Origin of the sequence: Bradyrhizobium sp. 179, from assembly GCF_023073535.1 — a bacterium.
Taxonomy (GTDB): Bacteria; Pseudomonadota; Alphaproteobacteria; order Rhizobiales; family Xanthobacteraceae; genus Bradyrhizobium.
The window spans coordinates 66,704-82,993 of record NZ_JADPJR010000005.1; the positions used below are offsets into that span (position 1 = coordinate 66,704).

General features: G+C 65.7%; 13 protein-coding genes. 10 read left to right on the plus strand and 3 right to left on the minus strand.

The window, feature by feature from the left end:
- Nucleotides 1-29 precede the first annotated feature (29 nt).
- Nucleotides 30-1,310 carry a lipoprotein-releasing ABC transporter permease subunit gene (locus IVB12_RS01080; RefSeq protein ID WP_247294753.1) on the plus strand — a complete coding sequence of 427 codons (1,281 nt, stop codon included), beginning with the start codon at nt 30-32 and terminating at the stop codon, nt 1,308-1,310.
- A gap of 7 nt (nt 1,311-1,317) precedes the next feature.
- On the plus strand, nt 1,318-2,022 hold the full coding sequence (locus IVB12_RS01085) for an ABC transporter ATP-binding protein (protein WP_247294755.1): 705 nt from the start codon (nt 1,318-1,320) through the stop codon (nt 2,020-2,022).
- Between the two features lie 90 nt (nt 2,023-2,112).
- Here IVB12_RS01085 and IVB12_RS01090 read toward each other — a convergent pair whose 3' ends face one another.
- Nucleotides 2,113-3,192: a zinc-binding alcohol dehydrogenase family protein gene (locus IVB12_RS01090; protein WP_247294758.1), complete on the minus strand. Its 1,080-nt coding sequence runs from the start codon at nt 3,190-3,192 to the stop codon at nt 2,113-2,115.
- A 112-nt stretch (nt 3,193-3,304) separates the two neighbouring features.
- Here IVB12_RS01090 and IVB12_RS01095 point away from each other — a divergent pair, with 112 nt between their 5' ends.
- The gene (locus tag IVB12_RS01095) at nt 3,305-4,078 is read left to right on the plus strand and encodes a helix-turn-helix transcriptional regulator (RefSeq protein WP_247294760.1); all 774 of its coding nucleotides are present in this window, start codon (nt 3,305-3,307) and stop codon (nt 4,076-4,078) included.
- Between the two features lie 182 nt (nt 4,079-4,260).
- On the opposite strand, the gene IVB12_RS01100 is transcribed toward IVB12_RS01095, so the two are convergent.
- Both IVB12_RS01100 and IVB12_RS01105 read right to left on the minus strand, forming a co-directional pair.
- A complete protein-coding gene (locus IVB12_RS01100; protein ID WP_247294762.1) occupies nt 4,261-4,509 on the minus strand; it encodes a DUF3551 domain-containing protein in 249 nt (82 codons plus the stop codon).
- A gap of 19 nt (nt 4,510-4,528) precedes the next feature.
- Nucleotides 4,529-4,837 carry a DUF3551 domain-containing protein gene (locus IVB12_RS01105; RefSeq protein WP_247294765.1) on the minus strand — a complete coding sequence of 103 codons (309 nt, stop codon included), beginning with the start codon at nt 4,835-4,837 and terminating at the stop codon, nt 4,529-4,531.
- Between the two features lie 254 nt (nt 4,838-5,091).
- Between IVB12_RS01105 and IVB12_RS01110 the strand changes: the two genes are divergently transcribed.
- The 7 genes from IVB12_RS01110 (at nt 5,092) to tsf (ending at nt 16,263) form a co-directional block, all read left to right on the plus strand.
- Nucleotides 5,092-5,814 (plus strand): outer membrane beta-barrel protein, encoded by a 723-nt coding sequence (locus tag IVB12_RS01110; protein WP_247294768.1) that lies wholly within the window; start codon nt 5,092-5,094, stop codon nt 5,812-5,814.
- 446 nt (nt 5,815-6,260) lie between these two features.
- A complete protein-coding gene (gene dnaE / locus IVB12_RS01115) occupies nt 6,261-9,764 on the plus strand; it encodes a DNA polymerase III subunit alpha (RefSeq protein ID WP_247294770.1) in 3,504 nt (1,167 codons plus the stop codon).
- A gap of 125 nt (nt 9,765-9,889) precedes the next feature.
- Nucleotides 9,890-10,633 carry a carbonic anhydrase gene (locus IVB12_RS01120; protein ID WP_247294843.1) on the plus strand — a complete coding sequence of 248 codons (744 nt, stop codon included), beginning with the start codon at nt 9,890-9,892 and terminating at the stop codon, nt 10,631-10,633.
- Between the two features lie 258 nt (nt 10,634-10,891).
- Entirely contained in the window at nt 10,892-11,323 is a 432-nt protein-coding gene (locus tag IVB12_RS01125; protein ID WP_247294772.1) for a DUF2846 domain-containing protein, read from the plus strand.
- Nucleotides 11,324-11,469: 146 nt separating this feature from the next.
- Nucleotides 11,470-13,998: a caspase domain-containing protein gene (locus IVB12_RS01130; protein ID WP_247294774.1), complete on the plus strand. Its 2,529-nt coding sequence runs from the start codon at nt 11,470-11,472 to the stop codon at nt 13,996-13,998.
- A 210-nt stretch (nt 13,999-14,208) separates the two neighbouring features.
- The gene (locus IVB12_RS01135; RefSeq protein ID WP_247294776.1) at nt 14,209-15,207 is read left to right on the plus strand and encodes a 30S ribosomal protein S2; all 999 of its coding nucleotides are present in this window, start codon (nt 14,209-14,211) and stop codon (nt 15,205-15,207) included.
- 132 nt (nt 15,208-15,339) lie between these two features.
- A complete protein-coding gene (gene tsf, locus IVB12_RS01140; protein ID WP_247294778.1) occupies nt 15,340-16,263 on the plus strand; it encodes a translation elongation factor Ts in 924 nt (307 codons plus the stop codon).
- Nucleotides 16,264-16,290: the final 27 nt, after the last annotated feature.

The following is a 16,290-nucleotide window of genomic DNA, read 5'->3' on the forward strand; positions in this document are numbered from 1 at the left end:
TTGACCCCGAATCATGGGATTATCGAGCGATGGACGAGACCATGACCGAAACCGTGCAGACCGCGCCTTTTGCGCCATTCGAGTGGATGCTGTCGGGGCGCTATTTGCGAGCGCGCCGCAAGGAGGGATTCATCTCGGTCATCGCCGGGTTCTCCTTTCTCGGCATCATGTTGGGCGTGGCGACGCTGATCATCGTCATGGCCGTCATGAACGGCTTCCGCAAGGAGCTGCTCGACAAGATTCTGGGGCTCAACGGCCATATCCTGGTCCAGCCGCTGGAATCGCCGCTGACCGACTGGAAGGATGTCGCCGACCGCCTCAGCCAGGTCGAGGGCATCCGGCTCGCTGCTCCCGTGGTGGATGGCCAGGCGTTGGCGTCATCGCCATGGAACGCTTCGGGCGTCCTGGTGCGCGGCATCCGCTCCGACGACCTCAACAACCTCACCTCGATCGCCAAGAACATCAAGCAGGGCTCGCTCGAGGGCTTTGACGAGGGGCAGGGCGTCGCGATCGGCCGCCGGCTCGCCGACCAGCTGTCGCTGCATGCCGGCGACAGCGTGACGCTGGTGGCGCCGAAGGGCGCGGTCACCCCGATGGGCACAACGCCGCGCATCAAGCCGTACAAGATCGTCGCCGTGTTCGAGATCGGCATGTCCGAATACGATCTCGGCTTCGTGTTCATGCCGCTGGCCGAGGCGCAGGCCTATTTCAACCGCAGCAACGACGTCACCTCGATCGAGGTGTTCACCACCAACCCCGACAAGATCGACGCCTTCCGCAAGGCGGTGACGGATGCTGCGGGCCGCCCGGTGTTCCTGGTCGACTGGCGCCAGCGCAACTCGACCTTCTTCAACGCGCTCCAGGTCGAGCGCAACGTGATGTTCCTGATCCTGACCATGATCGTGCTGGTCGCAGCGCTCAACATCGTCTCCGGCCTGATCATGCTGGTGAAGGACAAGGGCAGCGACATCGCGATCCTGCGCACCATGGGTGCCTCGCAGGGCTCGATCATGCGGATCTTCCTGATCACGGGCGCCTCGATCGGCGTGGTCGGCACGCTGGTCGGTTTCTTCGTCGGTCTCGTGATCTGCCTCAACATCGAGTCCATCAGGCAATTCCTGTCCTGGCTCACCAGCACCGAGCTGTTCTCGCCTGAACTCTATTTCCTGTCGAAGCTGCCCGCCGAGATCGACGTCGGCGAAACCACGGCGGTTGTCGTCATGGCGCTGACGCTGTCGTTCCTGGCGACGCTGTACCCGTCGTGGCGCGCCGCGCGCCTCGATCCGGTCGAAGCGCTCCGGTACGAGTGAGGGGCTGATGGAGCAGCAGCATGGGGCGGATGATGTACCGGTCATTTATCTGCACGAGATAAAGCGGCAGTACGTGCAGGGCGAGATGCCGCTGACGATCCTCGACGGCGCCAAGCTGGCGTTGTGGCGCGGGCAGTCGGTCGCGTTGGTGGCGCCGTCGGGCTCCGGCAAGTCGACGCTGCTGCACATTGCGGGGCTGCTCGAGGCACCGGATTCCGGCGAGGTCTATGTCTCGGGCGCGCCGACCTCGCAGCTGCCCGACATCGAGCGCACCCAGTTGCGCCGCACCGATATCGGCTTCGTCTACCAGTCGCACCGGCTGCTGCCGGAGTTCTCGGCGCTTGAGAACGTCATGCTGCCACAGATGATCCGCGGCCTGAAAAAATCCGAGAGCGTCAAGCGCGCCAAGGAGATTCTGGGCTATCTCGGTCTCGGCGACCGCATCACCCATCGTCCGGCGGAATTGTCGGGCGGCGAGCAGCAGCGTGTCGCGATCGCGCGCGCGGTGGCCAACGCGCCGCGCGTGCTGTTTGCGGACGAGCCGACCGGCAATCTCGACCCCGGCACCGCCGAGCACGTGTTCCAGGCGCTGATGCAGCTGGTCAAGGCGACGCAGGTGTCGATGCTGATCGCGACCCACAACATGGAGCTCGCCGGGCGCATGGACCGGCGCGTCTCGCTGTCGAACGGCCAGGTGGTCGAGCTCGACTAAAATGCGAGAACAACCCCATGCACAGTAGCCAAGTGCTTGGCGGGACTTGCGAAAAAAATTGGCGACGGCGCTGCGCCGCGCCTCTAGGGCTCAAGGCCGGATCACCGTCAGTTTGAACGGCCCGCCATTGGCGGCGGCGTGTTCCACGGCCCCGTTGGCGTGGTCGAGATCGAACGCCGTCACCTCGTATTCGTCGAGCCTGAGCAGCCCGGCGCGCACCAGCGCGATCAGGCGGGTTGCTGCGTCCGGCGGGTACATCCAAACGCCGTGGATGCTGATGCAGTTGCGCATGATCCATGGGTAGGGCAGCTCGAGTCCTGCACCGCCCGCCATGCCGACGCCGCCCATGAGCACGACGCGGCCATACGGGCGCACCGTCATGACCGCCGCGCGCACCACATTGGTGCTGACCGAGGGCGGCATGATGTCGAGCACGCAGTCGATCGGACCTGATGATGCGTGCTTCATGCTCTCGCGGTCGTCGTCCTCAACGCCAGTCAGCTTGACCGGCTTCACGCGGCTGCCGAAGCGGCGGACGAGGTCGGCCAGGATTGTTTCGTTGCGGCCGGGCGCGACCACGCAGGCCGCGCCCATTGCCAGCGCGACCGAGACGGCCGCGCTGCCGAAATTGCCGGTGGCCCCGCTCACCAGCACGGTCTCGCCTGGTCGCAAGTTCGCGGCGAGGAAGCCGCCATAGGGCACGAGCAGCGTCCCAAGGGCGCACCATTGCGCCGCTGCCTCCGGCGTGATCGCGCCGAGCCGTGTGACGTTCTCGGTGGGCACCCGCATCTGCTCGGCAAACGAGCCGTGGCGAAAATGCTGTTGCAGGCGCATGCCGCCAGGGCCGGCGGCCGTGAGCCCTTGCAGGGCAATGTCGGGCGCAACGGCATCGTCGCGCGAACGCACCGTCGGATCGCAGAACACCCAGTCGCCGATCGCAAGCCTGGTTGCGTCCGGGCCGATCGCGCGCACCCGGCCGATGCCGCCGGGACCGGGGATCATCGGCAGTTCGAGCGCATAATTGCGTGTCCCGTCGAAGACCTCGTTCATGTAGGACAGCACGCGCGTGGCAACGACATCGACGATGACCTCGCCGGTGCCGAGCACCGGTTCGGGGGCATTCTCGATCACCAGTGGCGAGCCGAAGGATTTGAGTACGGCAGCTTTCACGATGTTTCACCTCTCAAGGTCGGGTGAAGCGCATATGCGCTGCCTTGGAGGGGACAAGAAGGCCTGGTATTATCCTAGTATTGCAAGGACCCTCCATGGCGGGAACGACATCATGGCCGACCCACGTCGCGTCGAATTCGGCGACTTTCTCAGGTCCCGCCGCGAAAAGCTGTCACCGAAGGCAGTAGGCCTTCCGGCGGGCCGCCGGCGACGCACCGCGGGGCTGCGGCGTGAGGAGGTCGCGCAGCTCGCCGGCATCGGCGTCGACTGGTACATCCGCCTCGAACAGGGCCGCACCGTCAGCCCCTCGATCACCACCGTCGATGCGCTCGCCCGCGCGCTGCGTCTCAGCAAGACCGAGCATGCGCATCTGAAGGCGCTGGCGCGCGACGGCGCGAGGGCTGCCTTCGTGCCCGAGATCGTGCCGCCGCCGATCCGGCGGATGATCGAGAGCTTGACGCAGCCCGCCTATGTCACCGGGCGGCGCTGGGACGTGCTGGCCTGGAACGCGGCGGCCGAGGAGATCTTTGGCTTCGGCCAGCTGCCGGAGCAGGATCGCAATACGTTGCTCCTGGTGCTGACGAACAAGCAGACGCGAAAACTCTATGGCGTGAGCTGGACCGACGTCGCCAAGAGCATGGTCGCGATGTTTCGCGCCACTCACGACGTCTGGGCCGGCGATCCCGCCTTCACCGAGCTGCTCACGCGGCTGCGTCAGGGCAGTCCGGAATTCGTCGATTGGTGGGAGGCGCACGAGATCCGCAGCACCGCCTCGGGCCTGAAGACCATGAACCATCCGACCAAGGGCGTGCTCCGGTTCGAGCACACCAGTTTTCAGGCCAACGACGATCCCGCGCTGAAGCTCGTGATCTATACGCCGGTGTAGGGCGGGATCTGCTAGAACCGATAGCATTGCAAGCTTAGAGACGGCATCCCCGGCTCGCAGCCGGGCCGGGAACCTAGATGCCATCGAAGATCACGATCCCACGTTCCGCAAGCCAAATGCGTACGCGCATCCGCAACACGCCCTGGCAAAGCTGAGAGACGCCAGACCATACGATCGCTGGATTATCCGGCGCCAGCGGCGGCGCGGCTCGGTCGGCGAGGGGACGCCGGTTTCTTTGGCGGGAAATACGGATTCACCGCGCAGCTCGCCGAACGTCCGACGGCGAGATATCTGCACTGCTCGAGCGAACTGTAGCGACAATCGAAATAGCCGACCGGGCCGTAGATCTGCATGCAGACCGGATAGCGCGGATCATAGGTCTGCGCGTGCGCTAGAGTGCTCGTAAGGAGCAAGCCGGTTGCGACGAGCATGGTCCACGCGCCGCGTATTTCAGCGCGGCAAGGCATAGCCCGGCGTCTGCGCGCGCGGACGATTTTGATACGCGTAGGGATCATCGCTCTGGCCTGCGAAGAACGGATTGGCGATGCAGGTCAGCGCGCGGCCGGATGCGCTCGCCTGACACTGCGCATAGGTATCGAACCTGCAATTGCTCAGCCCGGGCCATTCATCGCCGGTGAGGCAGAATGGATGGTGCGTGCCGAAGGCGCGCGCCGGCGAGCTCGCGCTGAGCCCGAGCGCAAATGTGGCGAGCCCGAGCGAAAATGTGGCGACAATGGGGAGAGTAGCCTGGACTCGCATCTGAATTCTCCAATCACGCGAATGTGCCCGCGACGTTGTTACGCGCGCGTGCAGCTTATGTCGTGTAGTCGACATTGGAACTGCTGAAAACACTTGTTTCAAAAGGGTTTCCGGTGCGCTGCGCTAAATGTTCATTAATGAAGCGCGGCCCTTTGGCTCTAACTGTTGCGTCGTGGTTACAGCAATTCTGTCGATCGCTGATATGACGACGGCACGGCCCGGGGGCCTACTGAAGAAACTGGAACGGGAATCAAATGAAGAAGAATTTGTTGCTTGCCGCTGTCAGCCTGATTGCGCTCAGCGCGGCTGCGCCGGCGGTGGCTGCTGACCTGGCGGCGCGGCCTTACACCAAGGCTCCGCCGGCGGCGATCGCCGCAGTTTACGACTGGAGCGGCTTCTACATCGGCGTCAACGGCGGTGGCGGTTCGGCTCGCACCACCTGGGATTTCGTTGGTGTCGGCCGCGAAGGCTCGCACGATGCAACCGGCGGCACGGTCGGTGGCCAGATCGGCTATCGCTGGCAGTCTGGCCAGTTCGTGTTCGGCGTGGAAGGCCAGGGCAACTGGGCTGACTTCACGGGCGACAATGTCAGCGCGCTGTTCCTCACCCGCAACCGCACCAAGATCGATTCGTTCGGTCTGATCACCGGCCAGGTCGGCTACGCCTGGAACAACGTGCTGCTCTACGTCAAGGGCGGTGCGGCTGTGGTCGGCGACAAGTACGAGATCTATGGCCTCGGCGGTCCCTTGCTCGCCTCGTCCAGCGACACCCGCTGGGGTGGTACGGTCGGTGCCGGCCTCGAGTTCGGCTTCGCCCCGAACTGGTCGGTTGGCGTCGAGTACAACCACATCTTCCTGGCCGACAAGGACGTGACGTTCGCTGGCTTCGGTGGCACCGAGCGCATCCGTCAGGACGTCGACATGGGCCTCGTCCGCCTGAACTACAAGTTCGGCGGCCCGATGGTTGCCCGCTACTAAGACAAATCGCTTCCTTCAGGAAGCGACCGTCGAAAAGCCCCGGCCTCGCGCCGGGGCTTTTTTTCTTTTCGAATTCAACGAGTTAACCATCCCCTTTCGGAATGGTTGAGCTGGCTTGACTCCAGAGAACGAAATGAGAACAATGTTCTTCATACGTTCTAGGAAAAGGAGCGAGACATGTTCAGGGTTTTCGTGGAAGAAGCCGCCGCACTGGCCTCGATCACGCTGTTCGTCGGGATGATCGCGATCTGGGCCCAAGTGATTCCCCAGCTCTAGAGGAGGCGGTTGGGGAAAAGCGGGACGACGCGGCGGATCGGCCGCTCCGCCGTGGACTCTCGCGGCGCCACACCGCACCATTAGGAGGCGAGTCGGCCGGGCGAGTGCATGATTGCCTTGAGGAGCCGGCGACCGCTCCATCCCCCCCTGCAAGAGGCCGTCACGCGACCATGCCGAGCGCCGGATTTGTCCACCTTCACGTTCACTCGGCCTATTCGCTGCTCAAGGGCTCGATCAAGATCGCCAAGCTCGCCGAGCTCGCCAAGAAAGACCACCAGCCGGCCCTGGCGCTGACCGACACCGACAACATGTTCGGTGCGCTGGAGTTCTCCGACAAGATGGCGGGTTCCGGCATTCAGCCGATCGTCGGCTGTGAGCTGGCGGTCGATTTCGGCGACCAGGATCCGAATGCGCGCAACGCGCTGGGGCCGTCGCGCGTGGTGCTGCTGGCGGCGCAGGAGCGCGGTTATCGCAGCCTGATGCGGCTGAACTCGCGGGCGTTCCTGGAGACGCCCGACACCCACGCCCCCCACATCAAGTTCGACTGGCTCCAAGGTGAGACCGAGGGGCTGATCGCGCTCACGGGCGGTCCGGATGGACCTGTCTCGCTGGCGCTCGCCACCGGGCAGGCCGAAATCGCGGCGTTGCGCTGCGAGCGTCTCGCCGGCCTGTTCGGCAACCGCCTCTACGTCGAATTGCAGCGCCACAACACCGACAAGGAGCGGCGCATCGAGAGCGGCCTGATCGACATCGCCTATGCCAAGGGCCTGCCGCTGGTCGCGACCAACGAGCCGTATTTCGCCGCGACCGACGATTACGAAGCGCATGACGCGCTGCTGTGCATCGCCGGGGGGCGCCTGATCGCCGAGACCGACCGCGAGCAGCTCACGCCCGATCACCGCTTCAAGACCCGCGCGGAAATGGCCGTGCTGTTCGCCGACATTCCGGAGGCGCTGGCCTCGACGGTGGAGATCGCCGAGCGCTGCTCGTTCCGCCCGATGACACGCAAGCCGATCCTGCCCTTCTTCACCGTCGGCGCCGCATCGAGTTCGGATGCCGCCGCGGTCGAAGCCGCCGAATTGAAACGCCAGGCGGAGGAGGGGCTCGCCAACCGCCTGCGCGTCCACGGACTGTCGCAAGGCACGACGGAGGAGACATACGCCAAGCGCCTTGCCTTCGAGCTGGACGTCATCACCCGCATGAAATACGCGGGTTACTTCCTGATCGTGTCGGACTTCATCAAATGGGCGAAGTCGCAAGGCATTCCGGTCGGGCCGGGCCGCGGCTCCGGCGCCGGCTCGCTGGTCGCCTGGGCGTTGACCATCACCGATCTCGATCCGATCAGGTTCGGCCTGCTGTTCGAGCGCTTCCTCAATCCCGAGCGCGTCTCGATGCCGGACTTCGACATCGACTTCTGCCAGGACCGTCGCGGCGAGGTGATCAGTTACGTGCAGCAGCGCTACGGCCGCGACCAGGTCGCGCAGATCATCACCTTCGGTACGCTGCAGGCGCGGGGCGTGCTGCGCGATGTCGGCCGCGTGCTGCAGATGCCCTACGGGCAGGTCGACAAGCTGACCAAGCTCGTGCCGCAGAATCCGGCCGCGCCGGTGACGCTGGCGGCTGCGATCGAGAGCGAGCCGAAGCTCCAGGCGTTCCGCGACGAAGACCCGGTGGTGGCGCGCGCCTTCGATATCGCCCAGCGCCTCGAAGGCCTGACCCGGCACGCCTCGACCCATGCGGCCGGCATCGTGATCGGCGATCGCCCCTTGAGCGAGCTCGTGCCGCTCTACCGCGATCCCAAATCCGACATGCCGGTGACCCAGTTCAACATGAAGTGGGTCGAGCCGGCGGGCCTCGTCAAATTCGACTTCCTCGGCCTGAAGACGCTGACCGTGCTCGACGTCGCGGTGAAGCTCTTGAAACCGCGCGGCATCCACGTCGATCTGGCCACGCTGCCGATCGACGACGCCGAGAGCTACCAGATGCTGGCGCGCGGCGACGTGGTCGGTGTGTTCCAGGTTGAAAGCCAGGGCATGCGGCGCGCGCTGATCGACATGCGCCCCGACCGTTTCGAGGACATTATCGCGCTGGTGGCGCTCTATCGCCCGGGTCCGATGGCGAACATCCCGACCTATTGCGCGCGCAAGCACGGCGACGAGGAGCCGGAATACCTGCATCCCGTGCTGGAGCCGATCCTCAAAGAGACCTTCGGCGTCATCATCTACCAGGAACAGGTGATGCAGATCGCGCAGGTGATGTCGGGCTATTCGCTCGGAGACGCCGACCTCTTGCGCCGCGCCATGGGCAAGAAGATCCGCGCCGAGATGGAGAAGCAGCGCGAGATCTTCGTCGCGGGCGCGGTGAAGAACGGCGTGCCCAAGGGGCAGGCCGAGACCATCTTCGAGCTGCTCGCCAAATTCGCCGATTACGGCTTCAACAAGAGCCACGCGGCGGCCTATGCGCTGGTGTCCTATCACACCGCCTACATGAAGGCGCATTATCCGGTGGAGTTCATCGCGGCGTCGATGACGCTCGATCTCAACAACACCGACAAGCTCTCCGAATTCCGCTCCGAGGCGCAGCGCCTCGGCATCAAGCTCGAGCCGCCGAACATTAATCGCTCGGGCGCGACCTTCGAGGTCGGCGAGAAGACGATCTATTACGCGCTTGCCGCGCTCAAGGGCGTCGGCATCCAGGCGATCGATCAGATCATCGCGGAGCGGACCAAGAACGGCCTGTTCACCTCGCTCGCCGATTTTGCCGCGCGGGTCTCGCCGCGCGCGATCAACAAGCGCATCATCGAGAGTCTCGCCGCCGCCGGCGCCTTCGACACGCTGGAGCCGAACCGGGCGCGCGTCTTCGCCGGCGCTGACGCGATTCTGGCCGCTTGCCAGCGCGCGCATGAAGCCGCGACGATCGGCCAGAACGACATGTTCGGCGGCTCGGCTGATGCGCCCAGCATCATGCTGCCGCAGGTCGAGCCCTGGCTGCCGGCCGAGCGGCTGCGGCGTGAATACGACGCGATCGGCTTCTTCCTGTCCGGACATCCGCTCGACGATTACGCCACCGTGCTGAAGCGCCTGCGGGTGCAGAGCTGGGCGGAGTTCTCGCGCGCGGTAAAGACCGGCGCGACTGCCGGCAAGGTCGCGGCCACCGTGGTCTCACGCATGGAGCGGCGCACCAAGACCGGCAACAAGATGGGCATCATGGGCCTGTCCGATCCGACCGGCCATTTCGAGGCCGTGCTGTTCTCCGAAGGCCTTGCGCAATATCGCGACGTGCTGGAGCCGGGCGCCGCCGTGCTGCTCCAGCTCGGCGCCGAGCTCCAGGGCGAGGACGTCCGCGCCCGCGTGCTGCATGCCGAACCGCTGGATGATGCCGCCGCCAAGACGCAGAAGGGCCTGCGCATCTTCGTGCGCGATACCAAGCCGCTGGAGTCGATTGCCAAGCGTCTCGCCGGGCCAGAGATGGCGCCCGCGAACGGTGCCGCGCCAAAGATCGGCAGTCCCGGCACCGCACCGCGCTCCAACGGCGACGGCGAAGTCTCGCTGGTGATGATGCTCGACCTGGAGACCGAGGTGGAGATGAAGCTGCCCGGCCGCTTCAAGGTCTCGCCGCAGATCGCCGGTGCGATCAAGGCGGTCGCTGGCGTGGTCGACGTGCAGCAGCTCTGACGTTGCCGGCACCGCGGCAAACCAAATCTTGACTATCATTCTTTGGTTTCGAAATCTGCCTGGCGCAGCTATCAGCTGTTTGCCGGATAATCGTGTTCGGCGGGTCTTCAGGGAGGACAACAGCCATGTGCGAAAAATGCTCTGAAAATCTGCATCAAACGGTTGCTCCCTCCCGGCGCTCGATGGTGCTTTTTGCCGCCTCGGCGCTCGGGATGGCGGCGTTTGGCGGGACCGCGGTGGCCAAGGAGGCAAAGGCGCCGCCCAAACCGCAGAACGTGCTGTCGCCCGATGCCGCACTCAAGCGGTTGATGGATGGCAATGCGCGCTATGTATCGGGCGTTTCCCGTCGCCACGACTTCACGCATGAGCGCGAGGCATTGGTCGGCGGTCAAAATCCGTACGCGGCCGTTCTGAGTTGCGCCGATTCGCGCATCGCACCCGAATATGCCTTCGACAGCGGACGCGGAGACCTCTTCGTGTGCCGCGTCGCCGGAAATTTCGCGGGCAATGAAACCGTTGCCAGCATGGAGTACGCGGTCGCGGTGCTCGGCACGCCCTTGATCCTGGTGCTCGGCCACGACAGCTGCGGCGCCGTCGAGGCGACGATCAAGTCGCTGAAGGACGACAAGCCGCTGCCGGGGCACATCCCCTCGCTCGTGTCCGCGATCGCGCCGGCGGTGAAGGCGGTTGCCCAGCAAAGTGGGAATGCGCTCGACAACGCTATTCGCCAGAATGTCATCGACAACGTCGCCAAGCTGAAATCGGCCGCCCCAATTCTCAACGCAGCGGTCGAGCAGGGCAAGCTCAAGGTGGTCGGCGGCATCTATCGGCTCAATACGGGGACCGTCGAGTTGATTGCCCAGGGCTGAATCCACCTCGCGAAGCATCGGGGGTGGTCGCGCCTCTTTCCGGCAGAGGCCGGCCGCAAGGTCGAGGCGTAGCAATTGCAGTGGAGCGGCACAGGACAACCATGCTGACTGTGTTGCAATCAAAAGCTGTTTTGCGCTAGCCTCACGCCTGGGTAGGCGGGGGCGTCGATGATTTTGCGTGGGGTTTTGCTGCTCATTGCGGCGGCTATGCTATGTGGCTGTCAAACAGAGCGGAGCGGGCTGGATTACGCGACCGCGATGCTGAAGATTGGACCGCCGAAGGCGGGGCAGGCGCGCATCGTGGTGTTCCGCGAGAAGGGTTTCGGTGGCGTAGCCGACGCGGGCTGGGAGTTTGCGTTGGATGGCGCGGTGCTCAAGGGACTGAAGACCGGCACCTACCTCTACGCCGATCGGCCGGCCGGCCAGCATCAGTTTTTCGCGGCAGAGCCCGGTTTTCCTGGCGAGACGCGTCAGGACATCTCGGTCCAATCTGGCCGAACCTATTTCTATCTGGCCCGAAACAGCGACCGCAAGAACGCCGTGATCGCGAATGCCAGCACCGGATTGCTGGGATATGGCCTCACCCTGGCCATGACTTCGGCCTACAAGAATCCGGGCCCGGTGGATTTCTCGCCGGTTGATGAGGTGGCTGCGAGGACGACCGTCGCGGAGCTCCGGCTGGCGGAGTAGTGCGCTTTCATACTTTCAAGTGAGGGGGCTTGCCGAACAGACGTTGGCTACGGCCATCGGCTGCCGCAATCCGTTCAAATTCCGTTCAGGCTGCCACGGGCCTAGTGTACGGTAGGGACTTCAACAACAACAGCGGCGGACAAGCCATGCGTGGGACAAACCGAGTTTTTATCTTCGCCTTGCTGCCAATGCTGTTGCTTGCGGCCGCTAACATCGCGGGCCCCGCAAACGCGCAGCAGCCGGAGAAGCGCATCGCGCTCGTGGTCGGCAATGGCGCTTATGCCAAGTCGCCGCTGGCCACGACTGCGAACGATGCCGGCCTGATCGCGCAGACGCTGCAGGCCGCGGGCTTCGACGTCGTCGGCGCGCGCGATCTCGACGGCGACACGTTGCGCAAGAGCCTTCGCGACTTCATTCAGAAGGCGCAGGCCTCAGGCCCTGGCACCGTCGCGATGGTCTATTTCGCAGGCTATGGCGTACAGCTTGCCGGCGAGAACTATTTCATCCCGGTCGATTCCAACATCACCCGCGACACCGATATTCCGACCGAGGCCCTGCGCGTCAGCGACTATATCCGCCAGCTCGCCGCCATTCCGCTCAAGGCGAGCATCATCGTGCTCGATGCGGCCCGCGCGCAGCCCTTCATCGAGGGCGGCCAGCCGATCGCGAGTGGCCTTGCGCTGGTCGAGCCCGAGGCGAACATGCTGATCGCCTTCAATGCGGCGCCCGGCACGGTAGCGCCGGAGGAGGCGGGGCCCTACGGCATCTATGCGCAGTCGCTCGCCGAAATGATCCGCACCGGCGGCCTGCTGCTGCCCGAGGTATTCGACCGCGTCCGCCTGCGCGTCAACGAGGCCTCCAAGGGTGCGCAGGTGCCCTGGAACGAGCAGAAGATCACCACCCAGTTTTCCTTCTTCGAGCGGGCGCCGGACGCGCCGCCGCCGGAGGCCTCGCCCGACCAAGTCGCCGCGATCCGGAGCAAGCCGATCCGCGATCTCGGCGTGCAGGATGCCTACGCCGCCGCGCTCGAGCGCGACACGCTGGCGGCCTATGAGGAATTCCTCGCCGCCTTTCCCAATGATCCGCTGTCCAAGCGAGTCATGGCGATCGTCGCGGCGCGCCGCGAGGCGATCACCTGGCGGCGGACCTATCGGACCGACACGCCGGAGGCGTATTGGTCCTATCTGCGCCGTTATCCGCGCGGGCCGCATGCGGCCGATGCGCGCCGACGCCTTGCGATCCTCACCGCACCGCCCGAGCCGCCGCCGAGCTTTGCGATGATCGACTACGACGTGCCGCCACCGCCGCCGGAGGAGGTGGTCTATGTCGACCGCTCCGTGCTGTATTTCAGCGATCCCGATTTCGGCTTCGCGCCGCCACCACCGCCGCCGGTCTACTATTTGCCGCCGCCGCCGCCGGATTTCGTCGTGCTGCCGCCGCCGCTGCCCGTGGTCGGCCTGTTCGTGCTGCCGCAGCCGGTGTTCGTCCCAATCCCGGTGTTCGTCCGGCCGCCGGCCTATGTCGCGCCGCCGCCGAACAACATCATCTATGCGAACATTCATAATACGACGGTCATCAACACCGTGATCAACCGGCCGCCGGCGCCGCCGACCGGGGCAGCGCCCGCGCTGGGCAATCTGGCACCAGCCGTCGCCGGACGCGCCAACCCGGCAGGTCCAGCGGTGCCGCAGGCCGTCATCCAGCGCGCCGCCCTGATCCAGCAGGGCAAGGCGCCGATGCCGCCGAGTGCGACCATCCAGCCGACGGCGCGACCGGGGATCTCGGCACCGGCTCCTGCTCCCGCCAATGTCACTCCTGGTGCGAGACCGGGTGCACCCAGTCCGACCGCGACAGCCCCCGCCGGAGGTGCTCCTGCTGCCACGCCGCAAGCGCCGGCTCCGGCCAAGCTGCCGCAGGCCAATACGTTGCCTGCGCCCGGCACCGCTGGCGGACCGCCACCTCCGGCTGGGGTAGGGGGAGCGCCTGGTGCTGCCACGCCCCATGGCAGACCTGCTTCGACCGCGACGGCGCCTGCCGGCAACCCTCCGCCCACGCCGCCGCACGCGGCGACGGCGCCGGCAAACCCGACGGCTCCCGCGGGTCCGATGACCCCGTCAGCGCGGTTATCTAGGCCAGGGGCAACGATGCCGCCTGGAGCGGAGGTGCGCGGCAGGCCAGCCGGTCCGCAGCCGGGCGCAGTGCCGCCGGCTGCAGCCGCCGGTGGTAAGCCGGCGGTCCCAAGCACGGCCAAGCCGGCGGCGCCTCCACCGGCGCCAGTGGCGGCGCGAGAGCCATCCAGGGTTCAGGATCATCGACCGGCGCCGCCGCCGCAGGCGTCCAAGCCCGTTGCGCCGCAGCACCCCCAAGCTGTGGCGAGACCGACGCCACCGCCGCCGCCCCGTGTCGCGCCACCTTCGCCGCCGCGGGCCGCCCCTCCGCCCGCGGCCGTAGCTCGACCGGCGCCGTCGCCGCCCGTGGCCCGGCCCGCGCCGCCTCCGCCCGCGATGGCGCGACCGGCGCCACCTCCTCCGATCGCACGGCCTGCGCCGCCGCCACCCCCAGTCGCACGGCCGGCACCACCTCCCATGGCCGCCGCGCCGCCGCGCCCGGCGCCTCCACCGCGACCGGCCGGCCCGCCACCGAAGACCTGTCCGCCCGGCCAGCCGAAGTGCTAGGGATCTGAAAAGGGGGCGCCAGGAAGCGACTGAAGCTTTCGGGCGCCCTGGAGGACCCGCCTTATTTCCTTGCTTCTGGCCGAAATGGCGCTATATAGCGCGCCATCTCACACGGAAACATGGCTCACAAGGCCGTCCGGTGGCAACCGGGGCGAGAACGCTCCGTTTTGCTCACACGTTTCCGGAGGAACCAACCGGAGAATTAGAACGATGGCGCTACCCGATTTCACCATGCGTCAGCTGCTCGAAGCTGGCGTGCACTTTGGTCACCAGTCTCACCGCTGGAATCCGAAAATGGCTCCGTTCATTTTCGGCACCCGCAACAACATCCACATCGTCGACCTCGCCCAGACCGTGCCGATGCTGCATCAGGCCCTCCAGGCCGTCAGCGACACGGTTGCCAAGGGCGGCCGCATCCTGTTCGTCGGCACCAAGCGCCAGGCGCAGGACGGCGTTGCGGACGCGGCCAAGCGCTGCGCGCAATATTTCGTCAATTCGCGCTGGCTCGGCGGCACGCTGACCAACTGGAAGACGATCTCGGCCTCGATCAAGCGCCTGCGTCACCTCGATGACGTGCTGTCGGGCGGCGAAGCCAATTCCTACACGAAGAAGGAGCGCCTGACGCTGCAGCGTGAGCGCGACAAGCTCGACCGCTCGCTCGGCGGCATCAAGGACATGGGCGGCCTGCCCGACCTGATCTTCGTGATCGACACCAACAAGGAAGACATCGCGATCCAGGAAGCACAGCGGCTCAACATCCCGGTCGCGGCGATCGTCGACACCAATTCGGATCCCAAGGGCATCACCTATGTGGTGCCGGGCAATGACGATGCCGGCCGCGCGATCTCGCTGTATTGCGACCTGGTTGCGCGTGCCGCGATCGACGGCATCTCGCGCGCTCAGGGCGATTCGGGCATCGATATCGGCGCCTCGGCCCAGCCGGTCGTCGCCGAAGAGCTGCCGGCCGCTTCCTCGAGCGGCTTCCAGGGCCTTGCGGGTCCCCGGGGCACCGCCGACGACCTCAAGAAACTCCCGGGCGTGTCGGGTGCGATCGAGAAGAAGTTCAACGATCTCGGCATCTTCCACTATTGGCAGCTCGCCGAGCTCGACCACGACACCGCGCACAGGATCGGGGAAGAAGTCGGTCTGCCGAGCCGCGCGGATGCCTGGGTGGCCAAGGCCAAGGCGCTGACCGCGGAAGCGGAATAGTCAAAAAGAGCGATGGGTTGGCCGGATAGGGTCCGGCCACCATTTCAGTGACGCGAATTCCTGAGATGGACCGCGGCGGGGCGCCTCGATGCCGCGCCGCGGCGAACCGGCAGGCACAAAGGATTTTCAACGATGGCAACGATCACAGCTGCGATGGTCAAGGACCTGCGCGAGTCGACCGGCGCGGGCATGATGGACTGCAAGGCCGCGCTCACCGAAAACGACGGCAATATGGAAGCGGCGCAGGACTGGCTGCGCAAGAAGGGCCTGTCGAAGGCCGCCAAGAAGTCGGGCCGCGTCGCGGCCGAGGGGCTCATCGGCGCGCTCACCAAGGGCGCCAAGGGCGTCGTGGTCGAGGTCAACTCCGAGACCGATTTCGTGGCGCGCAACGGCCAGTTCCAGGGGCTGGTCAAGATGATCGCCCAGGTCGCGTTCGACGTCGGTGCTGATGTCGAAAAGATCAAGGCCGCCAAGGTCGGCGACGTCACGATTGAGACCGCGATCAATGACGCGATCGCCACCATCGGCGAGAACATGACGCTGCGCCGCGCCGCCCAGCTCGAAGTCAGCCAGGGCGTGGTGTCGAGCTACGTCCATGGGGCCGTCGTCGATGGCGCCGGCAAGATGGGGGTGATCGTGGCGCTGGAATCGCCCGGCAAGGCCGACGAGCTCGCCGCCCTCGGCCGCCAGATCGCGATGCACGTCGCCGCCGCCAACCCGCTGGCGCTCGATCCCACCGGCCTCGATCCGGCGGTTGTCAAGCGCGAAAAGGACGTGCTCGCCGACAAATACCGCCAGCAGGGCAAGCCCGAGAACGTGATCGAGAAGATCGTCGAGTCCGGCCTCAAGACCTACTACAAGGAAGTCTGCCTGCTCGAGCAGGCCTTCATCCACGACACCGGCAAGTCGGTGGCGCAGGCCGTGAAGGAGGCCGAAGGCAAGGTCGGCGGGCCCGTGAAGATCGCGGGCTTTATGCGCTATGCTCTCGGTGAGGGAATCGAGAAGCAGGAAAGCGACTTCGCAGCCGAGGTCGCGGCGGCCAGCGGCAAGAAGTAAGCGCCGGAACGTTCCTTCCGGCGTGCC